Origin of the sequence: Paenibacillus sp. FSL H7-0735 (assembly GCF_038008505.1) — a bacterium.
In the GTDB taxonomy this organism is placed as follows: domain Bacteria; phylum Bacillota; class Bacilli; order Paenibacillales; family Paenibacillaceae; genus Paenibacillus_AQ; species Paenibacillus_AQ odorifer.
In genome coordinates this window covers 1811878-1826625 of the sequence record NZ_JBBOZH010000001.1, presented here as the reverse complement: position 1 = coordinate 1826625, position 14748 = coordinate 1811878, and the positions used below count along the sequence as shown (strand labels likewise).

Genomic DNA, 14748 nt, shown 5'->3' with positions numbered 1-14748 from the left:
TTAGCTGTGTTACGATATATCTTATTACTCTAGAGGAGTATTAATAATGTCAACAACTTGCAAAAGAGGTGTGTAATTGAAACTTCCAACAATCCAATTCGGACATATTAAATCGAGAGTTCCTGTTATTCAAGGTGGAATGGGTGTAGGCATATCCTTAAGTGGACTAGCCGCTGCTGTAGCCAATGCAGGCGGGATCGGCACCATCTCTGGTACAGGGATCACTCCTGATGAGCTGAGAATGCATATTCGCAAAACAAGAGAACTCTCTAAAGGGAATGGCTACATCGGTGTAAATGTACTATTCGCAGTGAAGGACTTTGCCGAAAAAATGAAGATTGCTTTGGAGGAAAAGGTTGACTTTATTATTTCCGGAGCCGGAATTTCTAGAGATATTTATGCTTGGGGTAAAGAATATGGTACTCCTGTCGTAACTATTGTTTCATCCGCCAAATTAGCCCGAATTTCCGAAAGACTTGGTGCCTCCGCAGTCGTTGTGGAAGGGTTCGAAGCTGGAGGCCATTTAGGTACAGACAGATCCATGTTTGATATCCTTCCTGAAGTCTTAGAGGCCGTTTCGATTCCTGTTATTGCTGCGGGTGGAATTCTAACAGGGGATGATATCGCAAAAGCCCTTCGGATCGGTGCATCTGGTGTTCAAATGGGTACCCGTTTTGTGGCTAGCCTTGAGTGTGATGCTCCCTTAGCCTTCAAGCAAAAGTATGTAGATGCTCAGCAAGGAGATACTGTCCTAATCAAGTCTACTGTGGGTCTAGAAGGTAGAGCGATTCGGAATGAATTTACGGACCGGATCAGTGATGATGCCAAATTAAAGATAGTCAAATGCTATAATTGTCTAAAGGTTTGTTCACATCGCTTCTGTACAATGGAATCCCTGCTCACTTCCCTTAGAGGAGATGTTAAGAACGGATTGGTTTTTGCTGGGTCCAGAGTTCATGAGATTAAAGAGATTTTGTCCGTACAGCAGATTATCGACAATTTAATGGATGAGTATCAAGGGGCATTGAACCCGACAACTTAAGGTTGTTATAAGATTCAAAAGCACGATTAACCACTTAAGCAAGCTTGGGATTTCCGAGCATAAGTGGTTTTTCATTTCGCTTGATACTGAAATTTAGTTATATTTAATAAGCTTTTGTGTTGTATTTAACTAAAGATTTCCGTACCTTTCTTTTTAATTGCAACAACAGCTAAATATCTTCACAGCCAAAATGCAATATGCCCAATACCCAGGATAATCGCAAAAGATGACTGGATATATGTACTCTTCAGAGCACCACTTAACAATTTGCCCTCTCCCTTTCTCATGTATTTTTATGAGTTGGTTTAATACAAAAATTCGCTGAACTATATCTTTTCTAAAAAATTCTAATATGGTCCTTGAAGCTTTCTATGTATGCCGGTTAACGGATACTACCTTGTGATTATGATTTTACCGCTTAGCCTTATAAAACTCATGATAAAGCTTCATGAGCGCCCTCTTCTCTATCCTCGAAACATAACTCCGCGAGATCCCCAGCTCTTTGGCAATCTCCCGCTGTGTCCGCTCTTCTCCACCTGTATCCAATCCAAACCGCCCAACCACAACTTCTTTTTCCCGGTCATCCAGAATATCAAGGTTACGATATATCTTACTCTTTTCGATCTTCAGATCGACTTCTTTAATGACATCATCAGCTTCGGAGCCAAGGATATCGATAAGTGTAATTTCATTACCTTCTTTGTCCGTCCCAATTGGATCATGCAGGGATACGTCTTTACGTGTTTTCTTGAGCGAACGCAGGTGCATAAGGATTTCGTTTTCAATACAACGTGCTGCAAATGTGGCTAGTTTGCTTCCTTTGTTTGGACGATAGCTCTCAAAAGCTTTAATCAGGCCGATGGTGCTAATGGAGATCAGATCCTCCATGTCCTCCCCAGTGTTATGCGAATTTCTTGAGGTTATGGACACGATGTGATGTCAAAAAATAAACCAATTACGATCGATTCTGATTCGAATTGGTTTCCTTTTGCATATTATATTTAATTTGTAGTTTCCGATTGATTTCTTGTGTACATCCTGGTAATCCATTTAAATAACACTTTACTTGAACAATCAACTCTGAGTGAGATATCAGATTATTCATACTTGTTAAATTGCGTCTAACAATATCCTCGGTTTCAATATGATAGCCACCGTTTTTCACACGTAGAGCGATACATTCAATATTTAGCCGAACATCTGCTAGTCCCACATAAAACACAATAATTTCAAAGTCTTGTTCCTTTGCATCCTCATCTGCCTTATAACGTTACCACCCGCTAAAATGGTTTCCACAATGAAATCCCACTTATTCCAGATACACTATCTGGCTATTCTTATGGCTTCTTTCCCAGCAGAAACTTCACTCTTTTCAGGATGCCCATTAGTGATCTTGCGGCTATGCATCTGGAATCATCAGTGATTCTGCTTTATGCCATACTCCGATATAGAATCTTCCACTTTCATGAAATGAAAAACATAATATTCTCCGTTAATTTTTAGCTGTTCCTTTCTTTTTCATTTCGTCAAATTCACATAAAGTTAAGTAAAATTCAAGGTTTTTGGTGATGCAGCCGGATGATGATACTCAATATCCTATAGATTCTTCAAACCTATCATAAATTGTAATTTATTTAACGAAATAGTTTACATATATGTTACACGAAATAATTAAAAGAGCCGTTTTTCCCTTTTTTTCAAACTCAAAATATATTAAATTCATAATATTCATTGACTGAAACAAATACTAGTGTTATATTTCCTAACATTAAATAATAAAATACATACAGGAAAAGGAGATTACGCACATGAATAAGTTCAAACGTCTACGTGAAACTAAAAGAGAGCATTCTGGTTCCACCCGATCTGAATTTTCACCAGCAAAAGAAAATTGGAGTAAAAAGCAATTTATAGCTACTTCAATTGTGTTATCTGTTATTGCTACGAGTGTAATTCCTTTCCAAACAGCTGACGCTTTAACTAGAGTTACTTCAGAAAGTGGTACAGTATGGGAGATTCACGATGTTTTTGCTCCTAGCTTAGACACAGGAAGTTTACGTACAGTTGGTGCTACACAAGTACAAGGTTTCGGCAATATCTTTGTTAAAGTGTCCTCGCCTTCAGCTCCACTGATGAATGGTCAAATGATGCGTGGGTTTGACTTGAAATATGACGGCGTTAATAAGTTTACTTCGGCTCAATCTGTAAATCTAGGAAATGTAACTGTAACACGTGAGGTGTATGTGGATACTATTCATAATCGAACGAGATTCTTTGATACTTTCACTAATAAAAATGATGTGGCAATAAAAGTTGATGTATCATTCGGTGGCTCTTTAGGATATGGTACAACAACAAATGCTTCAGTAGTTAAGGCAACCTATTCAGGCGATCTAAAGGTAACTACAGATGATTCATGGATTGTTGTAGATAGTAGCGCCAAAAACAATAAGCCGCTAGGCGTTGCAGTGGGATCTCCAAAGCCGTTTGATAATGGATTAACCGGTCTAGGTAATCAGCAACAGGATCCATTCACAATACCCTTAGCTGAGCATGGAAATGAAGCGAATTTCTATGGGTTCATTAATTCACTAAATATTGGGCCGGGCGAATCGAAATCCCTAGTAAATTATGTGCAAGTTGGAGAAGCTGGTGAAGAAGGGTTGAAAAATCTGGTTGCTATGCTAGATGGACTTAATAGTCTGCTGGATGTAACAGGATTAACAAACGCACAAATTCGTTCGATTAGCAACTGGGATATATCTGCTATAGAGGGACTTGATACTGGAGATCATCTGGTTATTCCAAATGCTCCTGCACCTAAAGAATTAGTAACTTCATCGCCGTATGATGTTAAGAATAAATCCATTGCAGAAATGCAGCAGGATATGATTAATGGTAAAACTACTTCTGTACAAATTACTCAAGCCTATTTAGATAGAATCAAGGTATACGATGAGGGACAATTGGGATTCCATGCATTCCTGCATGTATCTGAAACTGCGCTTAACCAAGCAAAAGCTGCTGACGATGCCCGTGCCCAAGGTGTAAAAGGTGATTTATTGGGTATTCCAATTGCGATAAAAGATATTTATGATACAAAGGATATGCCTACTACCGGTGGCAGTAAAGCTCTTGAAGGCTGGCAGCCTGATTCTGATGCATTCCAAGTGAAAAAACTGCGGGAAGCTGGAGCTGTAATTATTGGTAAAGTAAATACTTCTGAGTTTGCTAACAGCGGAAGCTTTAGTGAAAGCGGCTGGCAGCAAACATGGAATGCACTCTATCCATCGAAAACATCTTTTGGCTCAAGCGGCGGGTCTGCAGTATCTGTTGCAGCTGATTTTGCAGCAGCAGCAATGGGATCGCAAACAGGGGTATCTCTCTATGCACCAACTACAGGCGCTAGCTTAAAAAGCTTCCGGGGTACAGACGGTATGGCAAGTACTACAGGTGTACTGCCACTCACTTGGGGACAAGATTATGCAGGTCCCATTGCTAAAACAGTAACTGACCTAGCCATTATATTGAATGCTACAACGGGTACGGACCCACAGGATATTTTCACAGTCACTGCTGATGCAGATCATAAGCGTCCAGTGGATTGGAAGGAATCTCTGGATGCTAATGCATTGAAAGGAAAGAAAATTGGATATATTCCTGCATCCTTTGTATCTGCATATGCTGATGATGATACTGGACAGGCAGTGATGGATAAGTTCTCAGAGCTTCAAGCAGCGGGTGCGACTATGGTTGAAATGTCAGCTGTACCATCAGGCCCTAGTCGTCCTTCAGGTATTAATGGATCTACTGAAGGTTGGGCACGTTATATTGAGCTTCATAAGGACTTCCCTTATATTGATGGAGCAAGTGTACTAGCTTCAGATAAAGTGCTTATCTATAACCAAAGAGGATATAGTACCCCAACTCGTATGACTGAACAGGCTGTACAAGATTACATTAAGTATAGAACTGACTATAAGGAAGTTATCAAAGGCTGGATGGACGCGAATGGTGTTGATGCTGTTGTTTATGCAGGTTTTATTAGCGACGTATATAACAATGACGCAGCAGCTTCTCAATTAAGTTCAGACCGTAACACAGGCGTATTAACCTCTACTATGGGTCTACCTACGGTAGTTGTTCCTGTAGGAACGAATGACAGCGGATATTCTATCTCTATGCAACTAGTTGGTAGAGCATGGGACGATGCAAAAGTTTTAGGCATGAGCTACGCTCTTGAGCAACAAAGTCAAGCTAGACTACTTACAACATTTGCTCCAGCACTTCAATACGTTTCAAACTCTACTAATCCTGATCCAAACACAGATAATGGACCAACCCATCCAAATACTGGAGGAGGTACAGTGACACCTCCAGCAATAACAACGCCTATAGAAACACCGTCACCTGCAGAAACAATAACACCAGCAGATAAGCCGAAAGTTGTTAGTTTTGTAGATACAATGAATCATTGGGCAAAAACAAGCATTGACGCACTAATTGCTAAGGGATTATTGACGGGATATTCCGATGGAACATTCCGTCCAAATTCAGGTTTGACTCGTGCGGAAGCCATCAAGGTAATTGCAACGCACATGGGACTTGAAGGACATGAAAGTAACTTTACAGATGTAGCTTCAACTCATTGGGCGAATAAGTTTATCGGTGCAGCAGCCGGATCAGGCTTGATGAACGGATATAGCGACGGAAGCTTCCGTCCAGATGAGAAGATTAGCCGTAGTGAATTAGCGGCACTAATCACTCGAGCCTTTAAGCTAACTGGTACTGGAAACACATCATTCAAAGATGTTACAAGAAATGCATGGTATTATGATTCCATCGACGCACTCGCATCCAATAATATTATTACAGGGTACGCAGACAGTACATTTAAGCCTGAAAAAGATATTACTAGAGCTGAGTTTGCAACTATTGTATCCAGATTACTAGAAACTAATAATTAAAATAAGTTCAATTATAAATGACAGAGTACTTGAGTAACCATGTTTACAGGAAGGGCCATCCCGAAAGGGATGGCCTTATAACTTGCCGTTACAGATGGTGCGATGAACCGTATCATAAGTAGGGCGAACCCTATCCACACAAAAAACGACTCATCCGTAGACAAGTCGCTTTCAAGTTTTATTATTAATGGATTATTACTGTGTAATTGTCATCAGTCTCACCGCTTCGCCTTATAAAACTCATGATAAAGCTTCATGAGCGCCCTCTTCTCTATCCTCGAAACATAACTCCGCGAGATCCCCAACTCCTTAGCAATCTCCCGCTGTGTCCTCTCTTCTCCACCTGTATCCAGCCCAAACCTACCCACCACAACTTCTTTCTCCCGGTCATCCAGAATATCTAGGTTGCGATATATCTTACTCTTCTCGATCTTCAGATCTACTTCTTTAATGACATCATCAGCTTCGGAGCCAAGGATATCGATGAGAGTAATTTCATTACCTTCCTTGTCTGTCCCAATTGGATCGTGCAGAGATACATCTTTACGAGTCTTCTTCAAGGATCTAAGGTGCATTAGGATCTCGTTTTCGATACAACGGGCAGCAAAAGTGGCCAGCTTTGTGCCTTTGTTCGGGCGGTAGCTCTCGATAGCTTTAATCAAGCCGATCGTGCCGATGGAGATCAGATCCTTCATATCTTCTCCGGTATTATCGAATTTTTTGAGGTTGTGGACACGATATGATGTCAAAAATAATTGCTTATTCCTCGTTATATCATCAAACTGTAAGGCCTATTCCTCCGAATCAAGCATGCGTAACAGCACATCTCTCATATCCCCAAGGTTGATTCCCTCTGCATTGCTGAGCAGAATGACCGCTGTCCCCTGAGACATATCTCTCCAAATCTCAGAAGAGAAACCATTGATTGCCCCATTATGTGCGTACATCATCCCCATTGGATCGGGTATCCCCCATCCCAAAGCGTATTCATCCAGATTCGGTTTGCGCATCGCTTCCCATGATGCATCACTGATGATTGTCCCGTTCTCGAGCCCTAGAAGCCATTTATAAAGATCTTGTACGGAGGAATATATACCGCCAGCTGAATAAGGGACGGTCATATCGATAGGCCGGGCTATCTCAGAGATGTCGGGAGTAATAAGTGAATACCCAACAGCAATATCTGTATGGTTGTTGTCTTTTGTTAAATAACCTGATCTTTTCATATCGAGAGGTGTAAAAATATGCTCATTCAGATAGTCGCCATACGACTGTCCGCTAACTTGCTCAATCACAGCACCTAGCAGCACATACCCGGAGTTACTGTAAGAAAATCGGCTGCCCGGTTCAAACTCTAGTGACTTGTCTTTGAATTTGGCAATTAAATCGTCAACGCTAATTTTAATGTTTATTGATTTTAGAAAATCCGGAGAATTGGTATAATTGGGGATCCCGGATGTGTGGGTCAACAAGTGGTAAAGTGTGACTCTATCATTAGGGTAATCCTTAATATATGTATTTACGGGGTCGTCGACACTCAGCTTACCGGCCTCTTGAAGCTGTAAGATAGCTGCAGCGGTAAATGCTTTAGTAAGCGAACCGATTTGATGGATAGTATCTCGTCCATTAGGCAGGTTATTATTATAGTCCGCCATATTGTATCCCTTGGAAATTATAACCTTGTTATCTTTGACGAGAAGCACAGATCCCGAATAGTTCTTGGACATATACTGATCAAGCTTTTCTTCAAAGGCATCCTTGTGGACTATTTCATTCGCTTGCGGCAGCGTATCATTAATACTGTTGACGCTGTTGTCTGAACAGGAAACCAGTACAAAAACTAAACCGAAGATAGCAACGAATTTAAAATAATTTGACAAAAGAATCCCCCCCCTATAAATACATTGATTTCAGCTTTTAATAAGCAATCCGCTATCGAGTTCCCATCAACTCTCACCTTAATATACCGTACGTTATGCTAGAATTCACGTTCCAATTATGTAAAAAAAATCGCCTCGCAAGCATAAGCTTACAGGGCGATTTGGTAGATATTTCTGGACTACACGCTGGAGAGACAGTTCCTATTCCCTAACCGCTTCGCCTTATAAAACTCATGATACAACTTCATCAGCGCCCTCTTCTCTATCCGCGAAACATAACTCCGCGAGATCCCCAGTTCCTTCGCAATCTCCCGCTGTGTCCTCTCGTCTCCACCTGTATCCAATCCAAACCGCCCCACGACAACCTCTTTTGAAATGTGTTCATGATTTATCATCTCCTCACATTCATTTGTTTCATCTTAGTATACCGCCCTATTTTAGATCTCCCTTCCGTTTTTGTGACCTTCCTTTAGTCGAAAGATGATATTCAAGTCTAAAAAGGGGAGTGACCACAGACAAGCCATTTGCGACTCATCAGCAGTCATTCCCCTTTTGTCATTTCTGGAATAGATTGAATATCAATTGTGCGATTTAGGTACGGTTCAGTTTCTCATCCACAGGACTCTTAATCGGAACCATGTTCTTCACCAGTTAATTCGTTTCTTGCAACGTTACAGCCGCAAGACCGATGCTTCCTCCCCAAGAATTGGTGTGATGATCCGTGACCATACTTAGGCGTACTTTGATTTGGTCTGCCAAATTCAACGCTTTATACTTGATCGTGAATTTACCGATCGTGGAGCCGTTTACTTGCGAGAGTTGATCGCTGTAAAGGACCCTGCCATTGATTAAGAATTCCAACTTCATAACGGAGTCATAGGCCAACGGATATACATGTACTTGCTGTACTTCCTCGCTTGTCGGCAAATCAAATTCAAACCCTGCCGACTCGGAGCCGCGGTAAGTAATGACATGCTGATCCTCTGGCGCAGCTCCGTCAGCATCCGTTGCGTTAAAAGAGATTGGCGAATCAGTTGCGTTCCCGTCTCCGGCACCCAATCGCTTGAAGCCGGCAATGGAATTTGCGCCTTGCTTCCGAGCGAAGACATTCTCGTCTCCACTAAAATATTGCGTCCAATCCTTGGTACCTTCAGCCGTTAGATTCAACGTATTCCCTGTAAAATCTGCGACTGTACCAGCAACATAAGGCGTTGGTTTAGCCTCTTCTTGCAACGTTACAGCCGCAAGACCAGCGCTGCCTCCCCAGGAATTGGTGTGATAATCCGTGACCATACGCAGACGTACTTTGATTTGGTCTGTCAAATTCAATGCTTTATAATCGATCGTAAATTTACCGATCTTCGAACCGTTCACTTGCGAGATTTGATCGCTGTAAAGGACTCTGCCATTGACCAAGAAGTCCAACTGCACAACGGAATCATAGGCCAACGGGTATACATGAACTTGCTGCACTTGCTCGCTTGTCGGCAAATTAAATTCAAACCCTACCTGCCCGGAAGCACGGTGAGTAATGACATTCTGATTCGCTGGCGCATGTCCGCCAGCATCCGTAGCACTGAAAGAGATCGGCGAATCGGTTGCGTTCCCGTCTCCGGCACTCAATCGCTTGAAGCCGGTAATGAAATTCGCGCCTTGCTTCCGAGCGAATACATTCTCGTCTCCACTATAATATTGCGTCCAGTCCTTGGTACCTTCAGCCGTTAGATCCAGCGTATTCCCGGTGAAATCTACGACTGAACCAGAAACAGAAGCTACTTCCTGCGGCGACAGCGCCACAACTGTAATATTCTTCGACATTTGTACCGTTGTCCCATTATAAGTGGACGATATCTTCAGTGTGCCCTCTACGTTGAGGTGCGGCTGGATTGGATTCTTTACGGTACCATCTGACATTACTCCGTAGACATTGCCAGAATTAGTACTTTCAACAATGAGATTGCTGCCATACAGATTGCCTTGCACCGCGAAGTTCAAGTTCCCTGTAATGGCATCAAAGCTCTGGTTTCCATTCAACACGACGTCCCACGCAGCCTCAATATCCTTGGTGGCGCGTTCGCTGTCCGACATCGGCCTTTCTTCCGGTATCCCGCTGACCACATCACTGCGGGTACCTTCTGTTCCTGCCTTTACGCCTGCAACCGCTACGTAATATTTTTTGTAGTTAACCAAATTCGTAATGGTGTACGGCAGATTATTTGCTTCAACGACCTGATTCAATTCGGCCCGGTCTGTACCGTAGTAAATCCGGTAGCTGTCGATCGAATCCATTGGTTGTGCCCCAATGACAAGTTGGCGGTCGCTAGAGCTTACTGTGACCTTATCCATTTGTTGTGGAATCTCACTGCCGCCTTCGTACAAGAAAATACCTTTCAAGGAAATGGTACCGTTCAGGTTTCCGTGTTCAATCACATTTTCGACCTGCAAATAATTGCCGTCAGCGGAAGCTCTGTACGGAATTTCAACCAAGTAGGTTTGTTCTGTATCGTTTCCATACAATACCTGGCTTTGGCGTTTTCTGGAGCCATCGGACAGGCTGCTTTTAATGGTTACTTTAGCATTCTTTACCCCCACCAACACCTTCAATGTTTTCAAGGCGTTATCGACGGGAACCATGAGCATAAAGCCTTCCTCTCCCTCGCTGTAACCTGCTTTCACAATACTCTTCGCATTGTTGAAGCCTAGCGCGGTCGCTTCTTGATTGTCAGCCAAGCTCATCGGATTTTCAGAAGAATTCGCTCGATAGCCAATGGTGTTGATATTATAGATCAAATTACCTTTTTGCAGCCTGTTCTGGATACCGTCTTTGATCTGCGCATTTGTTTGTGAGGTGAACACCACATAATCAGCCGCGTTAGCATCCAACTGTGCTTTGCTCAGATCGCTGTGTGCCGAATCAAATTTGTGAGCGCCAGCAGCCAGATAAGCTTCTTCCTCATCTTGGCCCGCAATGATGTAGTCATGGGTCCCCGCTTCAACTTGGAACGTTTTTTCCACACCATTGCTAGTTACATTCAGTGTAAAATCGTGTGACGCGGTGACTGTGATCTGCACCGATGAAGCAGCGCTTTTGCGCTTGGCGGCGGACAAGGAAATCCGATTCGCTACACCTTGATGCTTCATATAAAGATTGCTGATGCCGTGTTCTTCAACAAGGTTGATATTCCAATTCACCTTATTGGCCGGCGCATTCAATCTAACACCGATCACATCTTCAATCATGCTGCCTATCACCAAATCTCCGGTCCAACCGACAAAATGGGAGCGGGCATACTCATGGTCAAATTGTCGTTGCCCCATCAACGTATATTCGCTTGAATAATTCTCCCAGAAGGTAGCCTGCCCGATCTTGTCATCGGTTTTGCCAGCCTCATATACGTCGGTCAGCATATTAAGATGACGGATACCCTCCTGGAACGCCAACTCATTGTAACCGTAGTTATGCAATCCCTTCATATATTGATAAGACGTAGGTGCCCAAACAGCGCCTTCCCAATAGTTGCCCATCGGCCAAAACTTGCTGTTGGGGTTATTCGGGTTCGCATAATCATAGGTTACCGTAGATAAGCCGTTCGGACGGAACATTTTCTCCGAGTTCAAGGCGTAATTTCTAATCATCGAATCGGCGCGGTCGGGGGTAGCTACATTCGCGGCCATTGCCCACAATCCCGTTGGCGTAGCGATATTCGTGAAGTTTCCGTTCTGATCCAGGTTAAAATAAAACTTTCCGTCTTCAGACCATAACAAGTCATTAATTTTTTGCTTCAGTTCCTCGTATTTCGCTTTAAACGCCAGTTCTTTATTCGTGTCTCCCAATTCTTTGGATATAAGCGAAATGTAATATGCCGCTTGCGCCTGTTGAATGCTCAGATCATTATACGTTTGCGTCAGGTCGCCATGATCCTGATTCGGCGTATTATCAAGCCCGTTGGCGAGACCGGTCGTTTTACCGTATAAACCGTTGCTCATCGTCCGCGTTCTTTCCACGAAATTAAAGTGGGAAATGAGTCTTTCGAAGATCGTCTTTCCGTTGATCACTTTCGTGAAGCGATCGACATCTCCATGAACAAGGTACTGCTCCCATTCCGCCCACGCCCATAGAGGGGGATTTAGCGATTTCGGGTCATCGTATGCAGCGTTCCATGCCGCGAATTCACCGGTCACCTCGCTGACTTCGCGATCAATAAAGCCGTCATCAGGACCTGCGCTGTCCACTTGGTGATAGTAGAAGTTATCCAGCGAACTTAATGTCGGGAACTGATTCAGACCGTATTTATTAAACATCGTCATGAACATCGTGTCCCAGGCATAAATGTAATCGTTATAAGCTTCATCCACATAATACGAATTTGGAGTGGGATTTAATGCGCTCCTAGCTTTTCTGATATTCCCTTTATGAGTGTCCCAAGCTTTATCAAAGAGTTCTGCCCATTCCGGATGCTCCCCGAAATGCACTTTCGGGAGATCGGACATATCAATCTCATAGCCGCCGGCCACACGTACCGTCTTGTTCTTTGCTCCTGGTGCGGACAATTTGATGTAATCGATTTGCGTATATTGTTCTTTATTGGCAAACTTTAATTTATTGCTCCCTTGCTGGAGATTAACCGTAAAATCCGCAGATCCTCTGCCAAACATGGACCAGTCTCCAGTGTGGGGAGTGAGGATATCTACACCGTAATTTTGGCCGTTCACGAGCAAGATCAGCTTGGCATCGCCTCCGCCGTTAGCGTAGGAAAGATAAACGTTGTAAGGGCCGGCTGCCGGAACATTGACCGTCAACTCCACGTATCTGGACATGTCGTTAGTGGAGTCAATACCACCGACAAATCGGCCGCCGGAAGCCTGTATCGTATCGCCGATCCAGACGCCTTGACCCAATGCCCCATCCTCAGCTTCATAATATTCAGAATATTGGTTGCCGGAACCCTGACCACCAGAACCTTCGCCGCTGGAACCCTGGCCACCAGAGCCTTGGCCACCGGAACCCTGGCCACTATCGCCGATCCATACTCCTTTACTCAATTCCCCGCCCTCAGCTTTATAAATTGGATCGTAAGTCCGCGGCTGATTTGAGATCAAATTGTACATAATTTGCGCGCTTTCCGCTCTACTTTTAGCTTGTTTAGGCGCAATCTGCTCTCTGCCGATCCCTTGCAGCAAACCGAGAGCAGATGCTTTGTCGATGAATACCTTGGCCCAATCGCTGATTTGGGCTACATCCGTGTACACAGCTTTCACATCGGTATAGTAAGGACCGAATTTATACTCATAAGCCCGAACAACCATAGCAATGATCTCTTCTGAGGTAATCGTCCGATTAGGATCGAATGTGTTTGCCGATGTTCCAGTAACGATGCCGGATTCGAAGGCAGCCTCAACTACATCGGCAAACCAGTCTTGCTCCGCTACGTCAGAGAAGTTCGCCTTCTTCCCATTTGCCGAAAGCCCCAGGTAGCGAACCAGCATAGCCGTGAATTGAGCGCGAGTTACGAGCCCATCTGGAGCGAACTGGCCATAGTCGATACCGTTCATGATATGTTTCGCGCTGACAGTCTTAATCGCGTTGGCAGCCCAGTAATTGCCAGGAACATCAGTGAATGCCTGGCTATATTGCATAGCAGCGTAAAGACTGAAATGCGTTACTGCCGCTATCATAGAACCGTTATTCCATTCACCACCGACATATTCAAAGTCGCCGAAATTTGTCAAATTGTAAATTCCCGCTAGTTCAGGATTAGCATCCGAACCCAACGGAAATGATAATTCGATTGGTGCAGCGAAAGCTTCCGACGTTTTAGCGTTGCCGTCCGTATCTATGGCTTTCAACGCGAAGTCGTAGATTTCACTGGCTAAGGAGGCTTTCGAATCTTCCGGCACATTCAGCTTGTTGGCTAAGGAATCCCTCTCCTTTGAGTCCAACTTCTTTGCAATGAAAGCGATATGCGCACCTTTCGCTTTCTCTGCCGGCAACAAATCAGCCACCTGCCGCAGCACCGATGCAGGAATTTGCACGGTTACGCCGCTGCCTCGGATGACAAAAGCTTTCGCTCCTTTTATCTCACTGGCTCCTAGCGGCAGCAGCAGTTGATCAGCTCCGTCCGCCCATTCAATCGAAACTCGGCCATTGCTATCAGGCGCGAGATCATCCAACGGCATACTCCATTTTCCGTCAAGTACTTCGACTTGATGCGCCGTATCACCGGCGACCTCGAACGTGGCCGTGACATAGCTTTTAGGGGATTCTGCCAAATACGCTTTGGCTGTATACTCTCGATTATTGCCCGTTATCGGCGAAGTCCAATTCACCTTCAGCGTTCCGTATGAGGTCTGCGTTGGATAGCTGCCCTCCGCAACTTTCTCGTTAAGGTGCCATATTTCCAATTCCAGCTTACTTTGCGTACTTGCCTTTGCATCCAGCTCTATCGTAAACTCGACGGATTCACCCGATGTAAACTTGTTCTTGTTTACGTTCAGCGTTTTCATGGAATGTGCACCCAGCTCCTCCGCAGAAACCCGCGATACCGACCCTAACCAATCGCCAGCCATTGCAAGGCCGCCCTGTATAACTAGCAAGAAACATAGCATTATTAGCAACTGTTTCTTCAACGAAGCATGTTTCTTCTTTCCTTTACTCTGCATTTCCATTTGCCCCTTCCTACTATTATCAACTTCCATTATAGTAGCGATAGAAATATTCGGTAACCGCTTTCATATCTGAAAAGGTGTCTTATATTCCTTGCATTTCTAAAATTCAAGACATTTTTTTCGCAAGGTGTCTTATATTTCGTTTTTACAATAAAAATATCCACTTCCCACTGTATACAAAAAAAGGAACCCA

The 14748-nt window shown here is 43.7% G+C and carries 5 protein-coding genes and 2 pseudogenes; 2 read left to right on the top strand and 5 right to left on the bottom strand.

Annotation, left to right across the window (positions count from 1 at the left end; translation table 11 throughout):
- Nucleotides 1–76: 76 nt before the first annotated feature.
- Nucleotides 77–1042 carry an NAD(P)H-dependent flavin oxidoreductase gene (locus NSS82_RS08240; protein WP_036675848.1) on the top strand — a complete coding sequence of 322 codons (966 nt, stop codon included), beginning with the start codon at nt 77–79 and terminating at the stop codon, nt 1040–1042.
- Nucleotides 1043–1453: 411 nt separating this feature from the next.
- Here the strand turns inward: NSS82_RS08240 and sigK (NSS82_RS08235) are convergent.
- Nucleotides 1454–1945: pseudogene (gene sigK / locus NSS82_RS08235) on the bottom strand (RNA polymerase sporulation sigma factor SigK); the annotation flags it as partial.
- 905 nt (nt 1946–2850) lie between these two features.
- Here sigK (NSS82_RS08235) and NSS82_RS08230 point away from each other — a divergent pair.
- The gene (locus tag NSS82_RS08230) at nt 2851–6009 is read left to right on the top strand and encodes an amidase family protein (protein WP_081386779.1); all 3159 of its coding nucleotides are present in this window, start codon (nt 2851–2853) and stop codon (nt 6007–6009) included.
- Between the two features lie 218 nt (nt 6010–6227).
- Here the strand turns inward: NSS82_RS08230 and sigK (NSS82_RS08225) are convergent, their stop codons facing one another.
- From sigK (NSS82_RS08225) to NSS82_RS08210, 4 genes and pseudogenes are all read right to left on the bottom strand, one after another.
- Nucleotides 6228–6782 (bottom strand): RNA polymerase sporulation sigma factor SigK, encoded by a 555-nt coding sequence (gene sigK / locus NSS82_RS08225; protein ID WP_076273956.1) that lies wholly within the window; start codon nt 6780–6782, stop codon nt 6228–6230.
- An 18-nt stretch (nt 6783–6800) separates the two neighbouring features.
- A complete protein-coding gene (locus NSS82_RS08220; protein WP_076273957.1) occupies nt 6801–7889 on the bottom strand; it encodes a serine hydrolase domain-containing protein in 1089 nt (362 codons plus the stop codon).
- A gap of 179 nt (nt 7890–8068) precedes the next feature.
- Nucleotides 8069–8260, bottom strand: a pseudogene (locus NSS82_RS08215) (sigma factor-like helix-turn-helix DNA-binding protein); the annotation flags it as partial.
- 280 nt (nt 8261–8540) lie between these two features.
- Entirely contained in the window at nt 8541–14549 is a 6009-nt protein-coding gene (locus NSS82_RS08210; RefSeq protein ID WP_178944341.1) for an MGH1-like glycoside hydrolase domain-containing protein, read from the bottom strand.
- Between the last annotated feature and the right edge of the window lie 199 nt (nt 14550–14748).